Origin of the sequence: Asanoa sp. NPDC050611 (genome assembly GCF_040654855.1) — a bacterium.
Taxonomy (GTDB): Bacteria; Actinomycetota; Actinomycetes; order Mycobacteriales; family Micromonosporaceae; genus Asanoa.
The window spans coordinates 1-19,104 of the sequence record NZ_JBFAIU010000133.1 but is presented as its reverse complement, the minus strand read 5'-3'; the positions used below and the strand labels follow the sequence as shown (position 1 = coordinate 19,104).

The following is a 19,104-nucleotide window of genomic DNA, read 5'->3' as shown; positions in this document are numbered from 1 at the left end:
GTGCGCTGGAGCGTTGAGCGGTTTCTGCGTTAGCTCCAGCGCACGACCTTCTCCCCAGCCCAAACCGCAACCAACCACCAAGCCCAACCGTGGCCACGAAACCGCAACGACTGACCCGCCGCAAACCCCACAAGGCCAACCAAAGACGGAAATCCCACCAACCGGACCCCAGCCAATGGACTGTGACCCACAAGCCCGCCGACGGCCAGAAAACAGCGAGTAAGTCAGGGCGGGGGAGGATTTTGGGAGTGCCGACTATAAGAGGGCGCGCTCTTGGCGCCCTGTCGGTACTCCCAAAATTCTCCCCCGCCCCAAACCGCAACCAACAACGAACGCCGACAGTCCGGCGGGAGCAACGGCCCGCACCAACCACGGACCCGGGCAAGAAAAGATCTAAGGGGCAGAGGTATCAACCGCCGCCACAGGCGCACTCTGCGCCGCAGCCCGCACGGCAGCGGCAACAGCAACCGCAACCCGCGAATCAAACACACTAGGCACGATCACCGTCGGATTGATCTTGTCCTCGCCCACCACGTCCGCGATCGCCCGGGCGGCCGCGATCGCCATCTCCTCCGTGAACTCCTCGGCATGCGCGTCGAGCATCCCGCGGAAGACCCCAGGAAACGCCAGCACGTTGTTGATCTGGTTCGGCTGGTCGGAGCGCCCGGTGGCGACGACGGCCGCGTGCTTGCGGGCCTCGCGCGGGTCGACCTCCGGATCGGGGTTGGCCAGCGCGAACACGATCGCGTTGTCGGCCATCGTCGCGATGTCGTCGCCCGTCAGCAGGTTCGGCGCGCTCACGCCGATGAACACGTCCGCGCCCCGCAGCGCACCCGCGAGATCACCTTGATAGTTGTCGCGGTTCGTGTTCTCCACCAGCCACTGCCACGCCCCCGGCAGGTCCGTCAGGCCGGCGTGCAGCACGCCCGGACGGTCGTACGCGATGATGTCGCCCACGCCCTGCCGGAGCAGCAGCTTCATGATCGCCGTCCCGGCGGCGCCGGCCCCGCTGACCACGACCCGCACGTCCGCGAGCTGCTTGCCGACCACCCGCAGCGCGTTCGTCAGCGCGGCCAGTACGCAGATCGCCGTACCGTGCTGATCGTCGTGAAAGACCGGAATGTCCAAAAGGTCCCGCAGGCGCTCCTCGATCTCGAAGCAGCGCGGCGCGGCGATGTCCTCGAGGTTGATCCCGCCGTACGCCGGTGCGATCGCCTGCACGATCCGGACGATCTCGTCGGTGTCCTGAGTGTCCAGCACGACCGGCCAGGCATCCACGCCGCCGAAGCGCTTGAACAGCGCCGCCTTGCCCTCCATCACCGGCAGTGACGCCGCCGGGCCGAGGTTGCCCAGGCCGAGCACCGCCGACCCGTCGGTCACCACCGCGACGGTGTTGCGCTTGATCGTCAGCCGGCGGGCGTCGGCCGGGTTCTCGGCGATCGCGAGGCAGACCCGGGCCACACCCGGCGTGTACGCCCGGGACAGCTCGTCCCGGTTGCGCAGCGCCACCTTCGGCGTGACCTCGATCTTGCCGCCGAGGTGCAGCAGGAACGTCCGGTCGGAAACCTTGCGCACGTCGACGCCGTCCAGCGCCTCGAGCGCCTTGACGACCTGGTCGGCGTGCCCGGCGTCCGCGGTGTCACACGTGAGGTCGACGACGACGGTCGTGGGGTCCGAGTCGACGACGTCGAGGGCGGTGACGATCGCACCCGCCTCACCGACACAGGTGGTCAGTCGGCCGAGCGCCGACGCGTCGGCGACCACCCCGATCCGGATCGTGATCGAAAAGCCGGCGCTCGGCAGGCGGGTCTGCGCCACGGGGTCCTCCGTCGTTCCTACGGCCCGGGCCACGGCGCCCACGCCGTAGCGCATTCTTGCCCACGTGTGTGGAGATCGGCCAACCGCCTGGGCGATTTATGGATGCGCTCGCCGTGCTGTCGTGTCACGATCGGTGTTCAAGGAGGCATTCTTTTGCGCACGTTCCACGCTGTGGATGAGCTCGCCGACATCGATCCGACGACCGGCGAGCTGGAGCTCGAAGACCGACACGCGATGCGCCGCGTCGCAGGTCTGTCCACCGAGCTCACCGACATCACCGAGGTCGAATACCGCCAGCTCCGGCTCGAACGGGTCGTCCTGGTCGGTGTCTGGACCGAGGGCTCGGCGACTGACGCCGACAACTCCCTGATCGAGCTGGCGGCGCTCGCCGAGACCGCGGGCTCCCAGGTGCTCGAGGGCATGATCCAGCGCCGCGGCAAGCCCGACCCGGCGACCTTCGTCGGGCGGGGCAAGGTCGACGAGCTGCGGTCCACGGTCGTCTCGACCGGCGCCGACACCGTGATCTGCGACGGCGAGCTGTCGCCGTCCCAGCTCCGCAACCTGGAGCAGCGGGTCAAGGTCAAGGTCGTCGACCGGACGGCGCTGATCCTCGACATCTTCGCCCAGCACGCCAAGAGCAAAGAGGGCAAGGCGCAGGTGGAGCTGGCCCAGCTCGAATACCTGCTCCCGCGCCTACGTGGTTGGGGCGACACGCTGTCCCGCCAGACCGGTGGTTCCGGGCGGGGCGGTGGCGCCGGTGGCGGCGTCGGCCTGCGTGGTCCCGGTGAGACGAAGCTGGAGACCGACCGCCGGCGGATCAACCACCGCATCGCCCGCCTGCGGCGCGAGATCAAGGCTCTGCGGAAGGTACGCGCGACCAAGCGCGCCCGCCGCAACCGCAACGAGATCCCGGCCGTGACGATCGCCGGCTACACCAACGCCGGCAAGTCCAGCCTGCTCAACCGCCTGACCGGCGCCGGTGTGCTGGTCGAGGACGCGCTGTTCGCCACCCTCGACCCGACCACCCGCCGGGCCCGCGCCAACGACGGCCGGATCTACACGCTGTCCGACACGGTCGGCTTCGTTCGGCACCTCCCGCACCAGATCGTCGAGGCGTTCCGCTCGACGCTGGAGGAGGTCGCCGAGGCCGACCTGGTGGTGCACGTCGTCGACGGCGCCCACCCGGACCCGGAGGAGCAGGTCCGGGCCGTACGCGAGGTGCTGGCCGAGGTCGGCGCCGACAGCGTCCCGGAGCTCCTGGTGGTCAACAAGATCGACACGGCCGACGAGGAGACGCTGCTCCGGCTCAAGCGGACGTGGCCCGAGGCCGTGTTCGTCTCGGCCCGGTCCGGGCGCGGGATCGACGAGCTTCGCGCCACGCTGGAGTCGCGCCTGCCGCGGCCCGCCGTCGAGCTGCGCGTCGTGGTGCCTTACGACCGTGGTGAGCTGGTTGCCCAGTTGCACCGGCGGGCCAAGGTGCTGAGCACCGCACACATCGCCGAGGGCACCGCGCTGCACGTACGGGTCGATCAGGCGCTCGCGGCTGAGCTGGCGCCCTACGCGTCGGTATAGGGCGGAGATCACGAGGGGGAGGCGCGCACCCAGGCCGACATGCGACACTGGCCCGATGCCGCGCGCTTCCTCTTCGATCACGGTCGTCCTGGGCGTGGTCGCAGCGGCGCTCGGTGCCGGCTTTGGCACCGCATGGGCCGCCCCTTCCCCAGGCACCGGCGGAGCAGGTGCCGCGGCACCGGTGCAGGGCAAGAAGGTCTGCACCGTCGACGACTCGAAGCTGGTCGAGCTCTCCGGTCTGGTGGCGACGAAGACAGGCTTCGTTGTCATCAACGACAGCAGCGACGTTTCGAGTCGGGAGCGCGTCTTCTTCCTCAACCGGAAGTGTGAGCTGACCGACTCGGTCTCCTACCCCGGCGGCGGCCCGCGCGACACGGAAGACCTGGCACTCTCGCCCGACGGCAAGACCCTCTGGGTGGCCGACACGGGCAACAACATCACGAGCGACGACAAGCGCGAGAGCATCGTCCTGTGGAGCCTGCCGGTCAACGGCAGCAAAGAGCCGACGTTGCACCGCTTCGTCTACCCCGACACCAAGCCGCGCGACGCCGAGGCCCTGGTCATGACGGGCACGGGCGCCGGCACGCCGATGGTGATCACCAAGTCGACAGGCCCGGCGGAGCTCTTCGTTCCCGCGGCGGCGATCAAGAGCGACAATTCGACCGGCGTACGCATGAAGAAGGTCGGCACCGTCACCCTCCCCAAGACCGAGACGCCCAACCTGCTGGGCGCGGCCGGGCGGGTCACGGTGACGGGCGCGGCCCGCTCGCCGAACGGCGCGAAGGTCGTCGTCCGCACCTACGCCGACGCGTTCGAGTGGGACGTCACCGACGGCGACGTCGCGGGCGCCCTGACCGGCGGCACCGCGCCGCGGGTCACGGGCCTGACCGACCCGTTCGGCGAGGCGATCTCCTACACGGCGGACGGCAAGCAGTTCGTCACGGTCTCCGACGGCGGCCAGCTCGGCGAGGACGAGGAGATCCAGATCCTCAGCTACGCGCCGGCCGCGGCACCCGTGCCCGCGGCGGCATCACCCGGCGCCGGCGGCGGAAAGGGTGATGACGGCAAGTCGTTCCTCGACGGCCTGACGCTGAAGGACATCACGTCCCTGATCGCCGCGATCGGCGTGATCGGCCTGATCCTGGTCGGCGCCGGTGTGGCAGGGATCATCGTGGCGCGGAAGAAGAAGGCGGCGGCCGGCAGCGGCGAGCCCGCGGTCGGCGCCGGCACCGCGCGGGTCGGCCGGCAGGTCGCACCGGACTGGGACCAGGACGGCAGCGGCAACGTGTACGGCGGAGCACCAGCCCCCACCCCCGGCGGCGGTGGCGTCTATGGGGCCGGTAGCCGCGGTGGTGGTGGCGGCGTCTATGGCGGGGGCGGTCAGCGTCAGCCGTCCGGCGGCGGTGGTGGTGTGTACGGCGGGGGTTCGCCGGGGTACGGCGACGGGCCGCCGGCGCAGGGCGAGCGGCCCCGTGGGACGAGCTACGGGCGGCAGCGTCAGGCGCCGGACGACTACGGATACTCGGGTTCGGGCCAGCCTTACGGCCAGCAGCATGGCGGGCCGGATGGCGGCTACGGCGGCAACGGTTACGTCGGGTCGGGGCAGGACTACCGCGGCTGAGGTGCGCCCGGTCTGACCGCCGTGGGCGGTTGGGTGGCGGAGCGTGGCGCTGCGGCAGTGGCCTTATCTCGGCGCAGCTGGCCGATCCATTCTGCGTCTGTTCGTTGCGCGTGCTGTCGGTCGCGGTGTGGTTCACGTGACTGCGACCTGCGGCTGCGGCGCCTGCGACCTCGGGCGCGCGCGTACACCCTGATCGGTCTGGTGTTGTCGGGCTTGGCCCGCCGGGCTGGGCTCGGCGGGCCGCGCTGCTCGTCTCAGATGCGGCGTAGGACTGCCACGACGCGGCCCATGATGGTGGCCTCGTCGCCGTTGATCGGGTCGAAGGCCGGGTTCTGCGGCTGCAGCCAGACGTGCCCGTCGCGGCGCTGGAACGTCTTGACCGTCGCCTCGCCGTCGAGCATCGCCGCCACGATCTCGCCGTTGTTGGCCGTCGGCTGCTGGCGGACGACCACCCAGTCGCCGTCGCAGATGGCCGCCTCGAGCATCGAGTCGCCCTTGACGTGGAGCATGAAGACCTCGCCCTCGCCGACCAGCTCGCGGGGGAGGGGGAAGACGTCCTCCACGGCCTGCTCGGCAAGGATCGGGCCGCCGGCGGCGATGCGACCGAGCATCGGCACGTACGCCGGAGCCGGGCGCTGCGCCCGCGCCGCCTCCTCGTCGACGTCGGCGGGGGGACGCACGTCGACCGCACGGGGACGGTTGGGGTCGCGCCGGAGGAAGCCCTTCCGCTCCAGCTCCTTGAGCTGGTAGGCGACGCTCGACGGCGACACCAGCCCGACCGCCTCGCCGATCTCGCGCACGCTCGGCGGGTAGCCGTAGCGGTCCACCCAGTCCCGGATGAACTCGAGGATCCGTCGCTGCCGAGCCGTGAGCTCGGCGGCGGTCACGTCAGGGAAGCTGCTCACCACCGGTGCCACCGATCTGACCTCGGACGTCGCCGCGCGAGCCCGCGCGGCGCCCCGCTTGCGTGTGCTTGGCGACGCGGCTTCGGACGCGATTCTCTGCGGATGCTGCTGCCGGCTCGCCCGGTCGTCGGTCGACACGTCCGTCCTCCCTGGTCGGCTGTGATGCCCTAATTCGCGGTTCGGGTGACCATGACCGTATCGGTGGGTTGAGACAGTTTCAAACATCTGTACGAGATCCGTGTCCGGCGTGTCGCGCGTCTGGGGTCGACATCCGAACGCCTGTTCTGATAAACCATCGTACGTCCGTACTATCGAACTGGCGTTCGATCTTGGGGGTCGGGATGAGCGTGGTCGGCATTTCGGTCGATGTGACGAGCGCGTTGTCGAGGTTTCCACTGCGCCGCCGGGCGCGATCGGCGCGGCCGCGACTACGGCTGACCCGCCGCGGGCGGCTGGTCCTGGTCGTGCTGTTCCTGCTGGCCGTGGGCGGTCTGGCCGCGGTCCTGTCCCCGGCGTCCCGCGCCGCCGACCCGGCCGGTCCGCCGGCGATCGCGGTCGTCGAGCCGGGCGACACCCTCTGGTCCGTGGCTGCGCGGCACCGCCCGAGCAACTCACCGTTCGAGGTGATCTCGGAAATCCGCCGCCTCAACCACCTGGACGACTTCACGATCTTCGCGGGCCAGAAGCTGATCCTTCCGGGCGAGTGACCGGCCCGCGGCTCTGGTTGCGGACCTACCGCGCGGCGTCGCGTGTCTCTGCGCGACGGGGTGGGCGTGCGGGGGCGCTGCCGTGCTGCCGATGGCAAGGACTTGACGTCCGCCGGCTGGCACAACGGCACGGGGGAAGGGGTTGGCGGCACAGAGGTCACCGCGGTCTGGATTTGAGGGCGCGGCGGTGCAGCGCAGGGAATTCGACGGCCGGCGCCGGGCCAGACCTGCCGCGCGGCGTCGCGAGTCCCGGCACCACCGGCGTGGCGTGCGGGTGGGCGCGATGCTGCGCGGGGCCAAGGTCGCCTCGGCCGCTGGCAAGGACTTGACGTCGGCGTTTGGCCGGCACGACGGCACGGGGGAAGGGGTTGGCGGCACAGAGGTCAACGCGGTCTGAAGGGAGGGCGCGGCGGTTCAGCGCCGGGAATTTGACGGCGCGGCCGTGAGGCGGTGAGGCGGTGAGGCGCCGGGAGTTTGACGGCGTGCAGCTGCCGGCATCGGGCGGGCCAGGCGCGTGTCGGTGATCGCCGTGCGGGGGCCCGGGTCGAACCGAGACTTCCCGCGGGGCGGGTCGGCGTCGCGAAGTGGATGTTGCTGATTCGGCCTGGCTGGCGGCGGTTCCGTGGGTCGTCACCGTCGCCCGTGGCGCGGCGCTCCGGGCTCGGCCGCTCGCGTTTGCGTGGGCTCCGGGCAGGGCTCATGATGGGCCGCTCGCCGTGTCGAAGGTGCGCCGCCGAGGAGGTCCGAAGAGCGCGTCCGCGGGCGGTTCGTCCGACCGCGTCGGGCCGTCGGGGATGACCTTGTGGTGAATCACAGGGGTCACTCAGATCACGTGGAGACAGAAACGTGGCACTGGCGACACGCCCACCCAACTTGACCGCGGGACGTGGGCGGCCTACGGTCGAACCCCTAGATGTAGTAGTTACAGCTCTGTAAGTTGTCCACAGGTAGGGGTAGACTCGTCAGAGTTACCCACACCTTTCCCACAAGTTGTGCACAGCGGTATCCACCGGTGGTGGGTTGCCGTTGTCCACAGGCGTGCCCGGAAATGACTGCGACGGTCGTCCCGCGCGACGCCCAAAAAGTGTCAGAGGGTCCCACTAACGTGGCCCCGCAGGATCAGTTCAGGAGAGGAGGTCGTCGATGCGCTGCCCATACTGCCGACACCCCGACTCGCGGGTGGTCGACTCGCGTGAGGCCGACGACGGCCAGCTGATCCGGCGGCGCCGGTCGTGCCCCGAGTGCGGCAAGCGGTTCACCACCGTCGAGGAGGCCGTCCTCGCCGTGGTCAAGCGCAGTGGCGTGACCGAGCCGTTCAGCCGCACGAAGATCATCTCGGGTGTGCGCAAGGCCTGTCAGGGTCGACCGGTCGACGAGGACTCCATCGCGCTGCTGGCTCAGAAGGTCGAGGAGACCGTTCGGGCCAAGGGCGCCGCCGAGCTACCGAGCCACGACGTGGGGCTCGCCATCCTCGGCCCGCTGCGCGACCTCGACGAGGTCGCCTACCTGCGGTTCGCGAGCGTCTATCGCTCGTTCGAGTCGCTGAGCGACTTCGAGCGCGAGATCGAGACGCTGCGTGCGGCCGCCGCCGCGCGGCTCGAGGGCACCGCTGGTGCGGTTGTCGACGCGGAAACGCGTACAAAGTAAAGCTTTTGAATGTGTTCGTAAACGAGGGGGCAGGTGACATGGCGGGCGACGTTGCCGCTGGCAAGAGTCGAGCACGGGCCGTGGGGGCGACCGGGCTCAAGGTCGAGCGGGTGTGGACGACCGAGGGCGTCCACCCTTACGACGAGGTGGCGTGGGAGCGCCGCGATGTGGTGATGACCAACTGGCGCGATGGCTCGATCAACTTCGAGCAGCGCGGGGTCGAATACCCGGAGTCGTGGAGCGTCAACGCGGCCAACATCGTCACCACCAAATACTTCCGCGGCGCCGTGGGCACCCCGGAGCGTGAGTGGTCGCTCAAGCAGCTCATCGACCGCGTGGTGAAGACCTACCGCAAGGCCGGCGAGGACTACAACTACTTCGCCAACCCGGCCGACGCCGAGATCTTCGAGCACGAGCTGACCTACATGCTTCTGCACCAGGTGTTCAGCTTCAACTCGCCGGTGTGGTTCAACGTCGGCACACCGTCGCCGCAGCAGGTCAGCGCCTGTTTCATCCTCTCCGTCGACGACTCGATGGACTCGATCCTCGACTGGTACAAGGAGGAGGGGCTGATCTTCAAGGGCGGCTCCGGCTCCGGCGTCAACCTGTCGCGCATCCGCTCGTCGAAGGAACTGCTGTCCTCTGGCGGCACCGCGTCCGGGCCGGTCAGCTTCATGCGTGGCGCCGACGCGTCCGCGGGCACGATCAAGTCCGGCGGCGCCACCCGGCGCGCGGCCAAGATGGTCATCCTCGACGTCGACCACCCCGACATCGAGGAGTTCGTCGTCACCAAGGCCCGCGAGGAAGACAAGATCCGGGCGCTGCGCGACGCCGGCTTCGACATGGACCTCGGCGGCTCCGACATCGTCAGCGTGCAGTACCAGAACGCCAACAACTCGGTGCGCGTCACCGACCAGTTCATGCGCGCGGTCGAGGAGAACGGCCCGTTCGACCTGCGCGGCCGGCTCGACGGCGCGGTGATCGAGTCCGTCGACGCCAGCAAGCTGTTCCGCACGATCGCGCAGGCCGCGTGGGAGTGCGCGGACCCCGGCCTGCAGTACGACGACACGATCAACGACTGGCACACCTCGCCCGAGACCGGTCGGATCACGGCGTCCAACCCCTGTTCGGAATACCTGCACCTCGACAACTCGTCGTGCAACCTGGCGTCGCTCAACCTGATGAAGTTCCTCCGCGCCGACGGTGGCTTCGAGGTCGAGAAGTTCGTCAAGTCGGTCGAGTTCGTGATCACGGCGATGGACATCTCGATCTGCTTCGCCGACTTCCCGACCGAGAAGATCGGCGAGACGACGCGGGCCTACCGCCAGCTCGGCATCGGCTACGCCAACCTTGGTGCGCTGCTGATGGCCTCGGGCCTGCCCTACGACTCCGAGGGTGGGCGTGCGCTGGCCGGCGCGATCACGTCACTGATGACCGGCACCGCCTACCGCCGCTCGGCCGAGATGGCCGGCGTGGTCGGCGCCTACGACGGCTACGCCCGCAACGCCGAGCCGCACAAGCGGGTCATGCGCAAGCACGCCGCGGCCAGCGACGACATCAAGGCGTCGAGCCCGGTCGCGACCGCGATCGCCCGCGAGGCGTCGAAGCAGTGGCAGCTGGGCCTCAAGATCGGCGAGAAGTCGGGCTGGCGCAACGCGCAGGCCTCGGTGCTCGCGCCGACCGGCACCATAGGCCTGATGATGGACTGCGACACCACCGGCGTCGAGCCCGACCTGGCCCTGGTCAAGTTCAAGAAGCTCGTCGGTGGCGGCTCGATGCAGATCGTCAACCAGACGGTGCCGCGCGCGCTGCGCAGCCTGGGCTACCCCGAGGAGCAGGTCGAGGCGATCGTCGAGCACATCGCCGACCACGGCCACGTCGTCGACGCGCCTGGTCTCAAGCCCGAGCACTACTCGGTCTTCGACTGCGCGATGGGCGAGCGGTCGATCGCGCCGATGGGCCACGTCCGGATGATGGCGGCCGTCCAGCCGTTCATCTCGGGCGCGATCTCCAAGACGGTCAACATGCCGGAGTCGGCGACCGTCGAAGACGTCGAGAAGATCTACTTCGAGGGCTGGAAGCTCGGCCTCAAGGCGCTGGCGATCTACCGCGACAACTGCAAGGTCGGCCAGCCCCTGTCGGCGGCCAAGCCGGCCAAGGCCACGACGTCGACCGAGGTCGCGCCGGTTGCCGAAGCCGAGAAGGTCGTCGAGAAGGTCGTGGAATACCGGCCGGTCCGCAAGCGGCTGCCGAAGAAGCGCCCGTCGGAGACGGTGTCGTTCTCGGTCGGCGGCGCCGAGGGCTACCTCACCGCGTCGTCGTACCCCGACGACGGCCTGGGCGAGGTCTTCCTCAAGATGTCGAAGCAGGGCTCGACGCTCGCCGGCGTCATGGACGCGTTCTCGGTGGCGATCTCGATCGGCCTGCAGTACGGCGTGCCGCTGGAGACCTACGTCGCCAAGTTCACCAACATGCGGTTCGAGCCGGCGGGCATGACCGACGACCCGGACATCCGCATGGCCGCCTCGGTGATGGACTACATCTTCCGCCGGCTGGCGCTCGATTTCCTGCCCTACGAGCGTCGCGCCGAGCTCGGCATCTTCACGGCCAAGGAGCGGGCGGCCCAGATCCGCGCCGAGGCCGAGGCGGAGGCCGCGTTCGACCACACCCAGATGGCGTCCTCGGCACCCATCGAGGCCAAGCCGGCTGACGAGAAGGCGGACGAGAAGGCCGCCGACGACAAGGCCGACAAGACCGAGCCGGTGGCCAAGGCTTCCGTCACCAGCGGCGGCCCGGTGCAGATCGCGGCGCCGTCGCCGCGGGTCGGTTCGTCGACGGAGCTGCTCGAGGCCGTGATCGGCAAGGCCGCCGACGCGCCGCTCTGCTTCACCTGCGGCACGAAGATGCGCCCGGCGGGCAGCTGCTACGTCTGCGAGGGCTGCGGCTCGACCTCCGGCTGCAGCTAGTCGGAATCTGACGGTTGGCCGGGTAGTGCCGGCCAACGGTCGGGCTGACCGGCGCGCGCAGGTCGGCAACCGAATACACGGCTGCCCGGGTGCTACGGCACCCGGGCAGTTCGCTCCCGGTGGCGGCTTCAGCCGGGTAGTTCCTTCGCGGTGGCGGCTTCAGCTGGGTAGTTCCTTCGCGGTGGCGGCTTCAGCCGGGCAGTTCGCTCGCAGGTGGCGACTTGAGCCGGGCGCTTCGCTCGCCGGCAGCGGCTCCCACAGGGCAGCTTCTCCCGGTGGCGGCTTCAGTCGCCAACGAACCCCAACGCCTACTGCTTCGGGTTGTCCGTGTGGGGCCGCTTGCCCAGCTGGTGCCAGTCCGTCTCCGACATGTCGACGTCGAAGTGCTTCGCGGCCTTCTTCAGGTTCGCGAACGCCTGGTCGCGTTCCTTGTCCGTCACGTCCTTGACCTGGTCGAAGCGCGCGATCGCGTTGCGCACGTGGTCCGCGTCGGTCAGCGGTTCCTTGCGCTTGTCAGGGAACGCGAACGCGGTGTCCGGGAGGCTGCGCTTCTCGCCGCTCGACAGGGTTCCTTCGTCGCCCTCGTTGACGGGCTTCCAGGTTGTCTCCATGCCACCGGGATACCCAGGTGATCTCCGGCTATGCGGCGCAGGCGGTCCAGTCGACCAGCACCCGATCCGGACGTTGGGGGTCGATCCGGGCGGCGAACGGGAGGCCGTCCTGCGCGCGGCCCAGGAAGGGCTCGGCGATCGGGCCCAGGTAGAGGGCCGGGTACGGCGGGCCGCCGTCCACCCGGCGCACCGACATCAGCACCTCGAGCACCGGCTCCCGGTCGACGTACGCACCGGTCTCGCGCAGGTCGAGCGGCTGGGCCTCGCCCGGAACGCCGGTCTGGGCGAGGTCGGTCAGGTCGTCGCGCAAGGCACTCGTGGTGGTCATGCCGGTGGCGTCCTCTCGTCGTACGGATGATGCCTCTTGGGATATAACCGGCGAAGGGTATTCAGGCAGCGGACGACCGGTCCGATAGGTCCGATAGGGTACGGGTGGAGCGGTGACCTCAGCGCAGGGCGGCGAACCGAGGCCGCTCGCCGGGCGACCGTTGCGGCAACCGCACGACAGCCGGATGCCGGACGATCCGGCGTACCAGGAAGAGATCATCAAGGCCCACGACGGCGCGCTCGCCGCCGACGAGGCCGGATATCTCGACCCGCGGACCGGGTTGTTCGTCCTTTCGGCCGGCTTCCTGGCCAGGCGCGGCACGTGTTGCGGTCGCGGCTGCCGGCACTGTCCTTATGTGAACTAGGGTTCGCGCCATGACTCGCTACGTCGTCATCGGGGCCGGCATCGTCGGCCTGGCCACCGCGCACCGGATCACGATCGACCATCCGGACGCGTCGGTGACGGTGATCGACAAGGAGGAGCGGGTCGCCGCGCACCAGACCGGGCACAACAGCGGCGTCATCCACGCCGGGGTCTACTACAAGCCGGGCAGCCTCAAGGCGCGGCTCTGTGCGGCCGGCCGGGCGTCCATGGTCGACTTCTGCGCCACGCACGGCATCGCGCACGAGGTCTGCGGCAAGTTGATCGTCGCGGCCGACGAGTCCGAGGTGCCTCGGCTGCACGCGCTGCACGAGCGATCCGTCGCCAACGGGCTGGCGGTGCGGCTGATCGGGGCGGCCGAGGCCAGGGAGTACGAGCCCGAGCTGCGCTGCGTCGAGGCCTTGCGCGTCGAGTCGACCGGGATCGTCGACTTCACCGCGGTCTGCACCACGCTCGCCGACCTCGCCGAGAAGGCGGGCGCCACGATCAGGCTCGGCACCGCGGTCACCGGCATCGAGATCCGCGGCGGCGAGCAGATCGTGCACACCACGTCCGGCGACGTGACCGCCGACGTCCTGATCAACTGCGCCGGCCTGCACGCGGACCGGGTGGCCCGCCTCGCCGGGGTGGAGCCGCCAGCCCGAATCGTACCCTTTCGGGGTGAATATTATGAATTGACGCCCGAGCGGCGAGGCCTGGTCCGCGGCCTGATCTACCCGGTCCCGGACCCGCAGTTCCCGTTCCTCGGCGTCCACCTGACCCGCATGATCGACAACACCGTCCACGCCGGACCCAACGCGGTGCTCGCGCTGGCCCGCGAGGGTTATCGCTGGAGCAAGATCAACCCTAGGGACATCGCGGACTTCATCGGGTACGCGGGCCTGTGGCGCCTCGCTCGCAAGCATTTCGGGTACGGGGTGACCGAGGTGCGCCGGTCGCTCAGCCGCCGCCTGTTCGCGCAGAGCCTGGCCCGCCTCGTGCCCGCGGTCACCGAGCGCGACCTCGTGCCGGCCGGCGCCGGCGTCCGTGCCCAGGCCATCGCCCGCGACGGCGCCCTGGTCGACGACTTCCTGATCGTCGCCCGCGACCGGCAGGTGCACGTGCTCAACGCACCGTCACCAGCGGCGACGAGCTCTCTGGAGATCGCTAAGCACATCGTGGCCCAACTCCCGAGCTGACCGACGGACAACCCGGGCTTCCGCCCCGCCGGACGAAGCCGTATCTTTTCGGGCGGCGCACTCCCGTGCTGATCAAGCGTCGATCGAGGAGTTGTTGTGGTCCTGCCGCGTAGCCGCCACAGCGACCCGCCCGCCCGACCATCCAGGTTGGACGGTCGCCGGGTCGGCCGGCTGGCCTGCCTGGGCGCGGCCGCGACCCTCGCCGCCGGCGCCCTCGCCGGCTGCGCCGAGGACCCGCCGCCGCAACAGCGCATCACCGCGCCGCTGCGCACGAACTTCCCCGCGGCCACGGCGGGCGGCGCCTGCGTCTACTTCGACTACGCCACGATCGAGAAGGCCATCGGCGTACGTTTCGCCATCTCCGCCGCCAGCCAGAGCGGCCAGACGACCACGTGCGTGGTCCAGCCGGTCCAGGCCGACCTGCCCGACCTGGCGCTCACGATCAGCAAGACCACGGCCGACGCCGAGATCTTCAAGTCGGACGTCGTCCCCGACAAGGGCGCGACGACGGTCAAGGGCCTGGGGCTGGCGGCCTACCAGTCGCCGGTCGCGGCCACGAAGACGACGGGCCCGGGGCTCGAGGTGTGCTGGCTCACGAAGGACAAGCGACTCATGTCGCTGCGCTTCACCGGCGTCCCGGACTCACCGGCACCGCCGAAGTCGTTCGGACCGCAACTGGTCGCCCTCGCCAAACACGTCGAGGCGGCCAAGCCACCGAGGAAGCCCTGACCGGGAACTGCCCGCTCCACCCGACCGCCGGGACGGGAACGACCCCGAAGGCGAGCGACCTCGACTGCTCTGAGCGAGCCCACCTCACGAACCAGCACCTCAGAACAAACCCACGAAGTGGCGTAATTCACCGTCAAGAGGGACAACCGACCCCGCGAAAATGGCGAGGGCCCGTCCCCGACCGGGACAGGCCCTCGCCAAAAAGCAAGATCTCAGTGAGCCGCCACAAACACCCGCGACGCGACCTCGCGCGGCAGGCGGACCTGGTCGCCCGAACGGTCGATCATGACGCCGTCGCGCTCCTGGGCCACCGTCACCATCGCGCCCGGGTCGACGCCGGCCGCGTGCAGTTGCCGCAGGACGTCGGAATCCGTCTGGACGCTCTCGCAGATCCGGCGCACGATCACCTGGCCGGTCAGACCCGGGAACGCCAGGTTGCGCTCCTTGTGGTCGAAGCCGTCGGCCTCCGCGGGCGGGTTGCCCAGGGACTCGAGGCCCGGGATCGGGTTGCCGTAGGGGGAGCGGGTCGGGCGGTTGAGCAGGTCATATACCTTCTGCTCCACCGCGTCGCTCATCACGTGCTCCCAGCGGCAGGCCTCTTCGTGGGCCTCCTCGTAGGGCATGCCGATCACGTTGACGAGCAGCAGCTCCGCGAGCCGGTGCTTGCGCATCACCGAGACCGCCTGCTCGCGCCCCAGGTCGGTCAGGTGCAGGTGGCGGTCGCCCTCGACGCGCAGCAGGCCGTCGCGCTCCATGCGGGCCACGGTCTGTGAGACGGTCGGGCCGCTCTGGTGCAGCCGCTCGGCGATCCGGGCGCGCAGCGGGGGCACACCTTCCTCTTCCAACTCGAGGATGGTGCGCAAATACATCTCGGTCGTGTCGACAAGGTGATTCACGGCAGAAGGCCCTCCTAGCTGTCGATATTACCTCGCCACGCCGACAACCCCGACGCCGCGAAGGGCGCGGGGCGGGGCAAGCTGATCGACCGTTACACGCTCGAACCGGGCCTGCTGGAGTTCCTCCTCGCCGACGTGCCCACCGAGCCGGAGTTCGACCTGCTCGCGCTGCGCACCGCGGTGGCAGCGGCCGCAGCGGAGCACCCGGGGACGTGGCAGGTCCGCACGCTCGCCGCCCCGGTCGTCACGGTCGCCGTGGCCGTGCCCACGCCGGCCTCGGGGTCGACGGCCGTCCGGGTGGAGCCGGGTTCCGTCCTTCCGCCGGGCGGCGTCCGCGTCTGCGGACACGCGCTCGCAAACGACCACCTCACCGTGACCGTCGACGCGGACGGGACGCTGGACCTGCTCGGCGCGGACGGCACGCGGCTGACCGGCGTCGGGCGGCTCGTCGACGGCGGCGACCGGGGCGACAGCTACAACTACGGGCCGCCGGCGCACGACCGCCTGGTCGACGCGCCGACCCGGGTCGAGGTCGAGGTCGTCGAGACCGGCCCGGTGCGCGGCGGCATCCTGGTCCGGCGGGCCTACGACTGGCCGGCCGCGCTCGCCGACGACGTCGACCACCGCGCGGCGCAGACCCGGCCGGTCACCGTCGAGACGCTGGTGCGGCTGCACGCGGACGAGCCGTTCGTCCGCGTCACCACGCGCTTCACGAACCCGTCCGCCGACCACCGGCTGCGCTTCCACGTGCCGCTGCCCGCGCCGGTCGCCGGCTCCGCCGCCGAGGGCCAGTTCGCCGTCACCGAACGCGGACTGACCAGCGAGGGCGGCTGGGGCGAGTACCCGCTCCCGACGTTCCCCGCCTCCTCGTTCGTGACCGCCGGCCCGGCCACCGTGCTGCTGGAGCACACCGCCGAGTACGAGGTCGTCGGCGACGAGCTGGCCGTCACGCTGCTGCGGGCGATCGGGGCGATCAGCGTCAACCTGCACCCGCTGCGCGACGAGCCCGCCGCCCTGCACCTGCCGGCGCCCGGCGCGCAGTCGCTCGGCCGCGAGGTGGTCTCCCGCCTCGCGATCCTGCCGTCCGCGCACGGCTGGCGCGCCGCCGAGGCCGTCCGCGCGGCGGAACTGTTCCGCAACGACGCGGCGGTCCGGCGCGGCGCCGCCCCGGCCGCCGCTCCCCTGCCCGCCTCCGACACCGGCATCCGCGTCGGCGGCGGCGACGTGGCGGTGAGCGCGGTGCGGCCGGTGGCCGGCGGCACCGAGGTCCGGCTCGTGGCGATGGCGCCGGAACCGGTCCACGCAACCGTCGCCGGCCCGTTCACGACGGTCGACACGACCACCCTGCTCGGCGAGGCGCTGGCCCGGGAGCCGGCCGCGGGCGAGCTCGCGGTCGCGCTCGCGCCGTGGGAGATCCGCACCCTTCGACTGAGGAAGCAATGACGCTTACCAGAGCCGCCCGGCGGCCGTTGTTACGGGAACGCCGGCGGGAGACGCTGTACGCGATCGCGTTCGTGCTGCCCGCCGCGATCGGGTTCGTCGCGTTCTACCTCACCCCGGCGATCCGTGGCGTCTGGCTCAGCTTCACCAGCTACGACCTGTTCACCCCGGGCGAGTTCGTCGGCGGCGCGAACTACGCGAAGGTCGTCGACGACCACGTCTTCTGGAACGCGCTGCTGGTGACGCTGGAGTACGTCGTCGTCAACATCGGCCTGCAGACCGCGGTCGCACTGCTGCTGGCGGCGCTCATGCAACGGCTGGCCCGGTCGATGGTCATCCGGGGCATCCTGCTCGTGCCGTACATGGTGAGCGGTGTGGTCGTGGCCCTGCTCTGGCAATGGTTGCTCGACTACCAGATCGGCATCGTCAACAACGCGCTCGACTTCGTGGGCCTGCCGCGCCAGTCGTTCTTCGGCGACCCGGCGCTGGCGATCGTCACGGTCGCGCTGATCAACGTCTGGAAGAGCATGGGCTACACGGCGCTGCTGCTCTTCGCCGGGCTCCAGGCCATTCCCAAGGACGTGTACGAGGCGGCGGCCATCGACGGCGCCTCGGAGGTGAAGGCGTTCTGGCGGGTGAGCCTGCCGCTGCTGCGGCCGGTGCTGGCGCTGGTGCTGATCGTCTCGCTGATCGGCTCGTTCCAGATCTTCGACACCATCGCCGTGACCACGAAGGGCGGCCCGGTCAACGCGACCCGGGTCATCTACTACTACATCTACGACCTGGCCTTCAACAGGTACGACTTCGGTTACGCCTCGGCGATCGCGCTGATCCTGTTCGTCATCCTGCTCGGGGTCACGCTCGTCCAGCTGCGGCTCACCCGCGCCAACAGGTCCGATCTCGCGTGAGCCGGCTGGAGAACCGCATGAACCGCATCCGCGCCGGCCGCGTCGTCGGCTGGGTCGTCCTCGGCCTGTTCCTGCTGATCACGTTGTTCCCCTTCTACTGGATGCTGCGCACCTCGTTCTCCACGAACGGCGCGCTGCCCAGCCACGCGAACAGCTTCCTGCCGGCCGAGACCACGGTCGACGCGTACCGCCGCGTGCTCGGCCTGTCCAGCGTCAACGAGGCGCTGCGGCAGGGCGGCTCGACGGCGACCGTGAACTTCTGGCTCTACCTGCGGAACTCGTTCGTCGTGGCCATCTCCACGACGGTGGTGCAGACGTTCTTCGCAGCGCTGGCGGCCTACGCGTTCGCCCGCCTGCGGTGGCCGCTGCGCAACTTCGTCTTCACGCTGTTCCTCGCCGCGCTGATGGTGCCGCCGATCTTCACGACGCTGCCGAACTTCGTGCTCATCCGGGATCTCGGGCTGCTCAACACGTTCCTCGGCATCGTGCTGCCCAACCTGCTGATGTCGCCGTTCGCGGTGTTCTTCCTCCGGCAGTTCTTCCTCAACATCAGCCACGAGATCGAGGAGGCGGCCCGGCTGGACGGCGCCGGGCACCTGCGGATCTTCTTCCGCATCATCGTGCCGATGAGCGCCGCGCCGATCGCGACGCTGGCCATCCTCACGTACGTCGCCGCCTGGAACGACTACTTCTGGCCCCTGCTGGTCGGCCAGGACGAGAACGTCCGGGTGCTGACCGTCGCGCTCGGCATCTTCAAGGCGCAGACGCCCAACGGCGGGCCCGACTGGGCCGGGCTGATGGCCGCGACGGTGATCGCGGCACTCCCGGTCATCGTGCTCTTCACGCTGCTCGGCAAGCGCGTCATCAACTCGATCCAGTTCTCGGGATTGAAGTAAAGCCCTCAACCGAAAGGAACCACGCAACGATGAAGTGGCGTAGAAGTGCCGTCGTGGCGACGGCGGCGCTGGCCGCTGCCGGCCTCCTGGCCGGGTGCGGCTCCTCCGGATCCGACTCGGACTCCGGTTCCGGTGACAAGGTCAGCCTGAGCTACTGGCTCTGGGACGCCAACCAGCAGCCCGGCTACCAGAAGTGCGCGGAGGCGTTCACCGCCGCGAACCCGAACATCAGCGTCACCGTCAAGCAGTACGGCTGGGACGACTACTGGAGCAGCATCACCACGGGTCTCGTCAGCGGCACCGCGCCGGACGTGTTCACCGACCACGCGTCGTACTTCCCCACCTTCGTCGAGAAGCACCAGATCCTGCCCATCGACGACGAGGTCGCCGCGCAGAAGGTCGACCTGGCCGCGTACCAGAAGGGCCGACCGCACCGCCACCGCGTACGCCCGGAACAACGAGACCAACGCGGAGGCCGCGGCGACCGTCTGCGGGCGGGGC

16 protein-coding genes and 1 pseudogene are annotated in these 19,104 nt (G+C 69.9%); 12 read left to right on the top strand and 5 right to left on the bottom strand.

All coding sequences use genetic code 11. From position 1 onward, the window contains the following. Positions 1 to 432: 432 nt before the first annotated feature. Positions 433 to 1,872 (bottom strand): annotated as a pseudogene (locus tag AB0H87_RS21110) (NAD-dependent malic enzyme); the annotation flags it as partial. Positions 1,873 to 1,920: 48 nt separating this feature from the next. Between AB0H87_RS21110 and hflX the strand changes: the two are divergent. Next, entirely contained in the window at positions 1,921 to 3,390 is a 1,470-nt protein-coding gene (gene hflX, locus AB0H87_RS21105; protein WP_360147952.1) for a GTPase HflX, read from the top strand. A gap of 55 nt (positions 3,391 to 3,445) precedes the next feature. After that, positions 3,446 to 5,011, top strand: coding sequence for a hypothetical protein (locus AB0H87_RS21100; RefSeq protein ID WP_360147949.1), 1,566 nt, complete (start codon positions 3,446 to 3,448; stop codon positions 5,009 to 5,011). A 254-nt stretch (positions 5,012 to 5,265) separates the two neighbouring features. On the opposite strand, the gene lexA is transcribed toward AB0H87_RS21100, so the two are convergent. Next, on the bottom strand, positions 5,266 to 6,054 hold the full coding sequence (gene lexA / locus AB0H87_RS21095) for a transcriptional repressor LexA (protein WP_360147946.1): 789 nt from the start codon (positions 6,052 to 6,054) through the stop codon (positions 5,266 to 5,268). Positions 6,055 to 6,296: 242 nt separating this feature from the next. On the opposite strand from lexA, the gene AB0H87_RS21090 reads away from it, so the two are divergent. The 3 genes from AB0H87_RS21090 (at position 6,297) to AB0H87_RS21080 (ending at position 11,236) form a co-directional block, all read left to right on the top strand. Further along, positions 6,297 to 6,623 (top strand): LysM peptidoglycan-binding domain-containing protein, encoded by a 327-nt coding sequence (locus AB0H87_RS21090; RefSeq protein WP_360147943.1) that lies wholly within the window; start codon positions 6,297 to 6,299, stop codon positions 6,621 to 6,623. A 1,143-nt stretch (positions 6,624 to 7,766) separates the two neighbouring features. Beyond that, positions 7,767 to 8,270 (top strand): transcriptional regulator NrdR, encoded by a 504-nt coding sequence (gene nrdR, locus AB0H87_RS21085; RefSeq protein WP_360147940.1) that lies wholly within the window; start codon positions 7,767 to 7,769, stop codon positions 8,268 to 8,270. A 38-nt stretch (positions 8,271 to 8,308) separates the two neighbouring features. Further along, positions 8,309 to 11,236 carry a vitamin B12-dependent ribonucleotide reductase gene (locus AB0H87_RS21080; RefSeq protein ID WP_360147937.1) on the top strand — a complete coding sequence of 976 codons (2,928 nt, stop codon included), beginning with the start codon at positions 8,309 to 8,311 and terminating at the stop codon, positions 11,234 to 11,236. 308 nt (positions 11,237 to 11,544) lie between these two features. Here the strand turns inward: AB0H87_RS21080 and AB0H87_RS21075 are convergent, their stop codons facing one another. Together AB0H87_RS21075 and AB0H87_RS21070 are read right to left on the bottom strand one after the other, a co-directional pair. Next, the gene (locus AB0H87_RS21075; protein ID WP_360147934.1) at positions 11,545 to 11,847 is read right to left on the bottom strand and encodes a DUF6582 domain-containing protein; all 303 of its coding nucleotides are present in this window, start codon (positions 11,845 to 11,847) and stop codon (positions 11,545 to 11,547) included. Between the two features lie 28 nt (positions 11,848 to 11,875). Further along, positions 11,876 to 12,175, bottom strand: a complete 300-nt coding sequence (locus AB0H87_RS21070; protein WP_360147931.1) for a hypothetical protein — start codon at positions 12,173 to 12,175, stop codon at positions 11,876 to 11,878. A gap of 184 nt (positions 12,176 to 12,359) precedes the next feature. Between AB0H87_RS21070 and AB0H87_RS21065 the strand changes: the two genes are divergently transcribed. From AB0H87_RS21065 to AB0H87_RS21055, 3 genes are all read left to right on the top strand, one after another. After that, on the top strand, positions 12,360 to 12,539 hold the full coding sequence (locus tag AB0H87_RS21065; RefSeq protein ID WP_360147928.1) for a DUF5522 domain-containing protein: 180 nt from the start codon (positions 12,360 to 12,362) through the stop codon (positions 12,537 to 12,539). A gap of 10 nt (positions 12,540 to 12,549) precedes the next feature. Beyond that, positions 12,550 to 13,734 (top strand): L-2-hydroxyglutarate oxidase, encoded by a 1,185-nt coding sequence (gene lhgO, locus AB0H87_RS21060; RefSeq protein ID WP_360147925.1) that lies wholly within the window; start codon positions 12,550 to 12,552, stop codon positions 13,732 to 13,734. Positions 13,735 to 13,830: 96 nt separating this feature from the next. Beyond that, positions 13,831 to 14,463 carry a hypothetical protein gene (locus tag AB0H87_RS21055; protein ID WP_360147922.1) on the top strand — a complete coding sequence of 211 codons (633 nt, stop codon included), beginning with the start codon at positions 13,831 to 13,833 and terminating at the stop codon, positions 14,461 to 14,463. Positions 14,464 to 14,675: 212 nt separating this feature from the next. On the opposite strand, the gene AB0H87_RS21050 is transcribed toward AB0H87_RS21055, so the two are convergent. Further along, on the bottom strand, positions 14,676 to 15,359 hold the full coding sequence (locus AB0H87_RS21050) for a metal-dependent transcriptional regulator (RefSeq protein WP_360147919.1): 684 nt from the start codon (positions 15,357 to 15,359) through the stop codon (positions 14,676 to 14,678). Between the two features lie 135 nt (positions 15,360 to 15,494). On the opposite strand from AB0H87_RS21050, the gene AB0H87_RS21045 reads away from it, so the two are divergent. The 4 genes from AB0H87_RS21045 to AB0H87_RS21030 form a co-directional block, all read left to right on the top strand. After that, positions 15,495 to 16,802: a glycoside hydrolase family 38 C-terminal domain-containing protein gene (locus AB0H87_RS21045; RefSeq protein ID WP_360147916.1), complete on the top strand. Its 1,308-nt coding sequence runs from the start codon at positions 15,495 to 15,497 to the stop codon at positions 16,800 to 16,802. Beyond that, positions 16,799 to 17,707: a sugar ABC transporter permease gene (locus AB0H87_RS21040; protein ID WP_360147913.1), complete on the top strand. Its 909-nt coding sequence runs from the start codon at positions 16,799 to 16,801 to the stop codon at positions 17,705 to 17,707. Before AB0H87_RS21045 ends, AB0H87_RS21040 begins: the two co-directional genes overlap by 4 nt. Before the next feature lie 17 nt (positions 17,708 to 17,724). Next, positions 17,725 to 18,603, top strand: coding sequence for a carbohydrate ABC transporter permease (locus tag AB0H87_RS21035; RefSeq protein ID WP_360147910.1), 879 nt, complete (start codon positions 17,725 to 17,727; stop codon positions 18,601 to 18,603). A 29-nt stretch (positions 18,604 to 18,632) separates the two neighbouring features. Continuing rightward, the coding region (locus AB0H87_RS21030) for an extracellular solute-binding protein (protein WP_360147907.1) at positions 18,633 to 19,104 on the top strand (472 nt) is incomplete at its 3' end.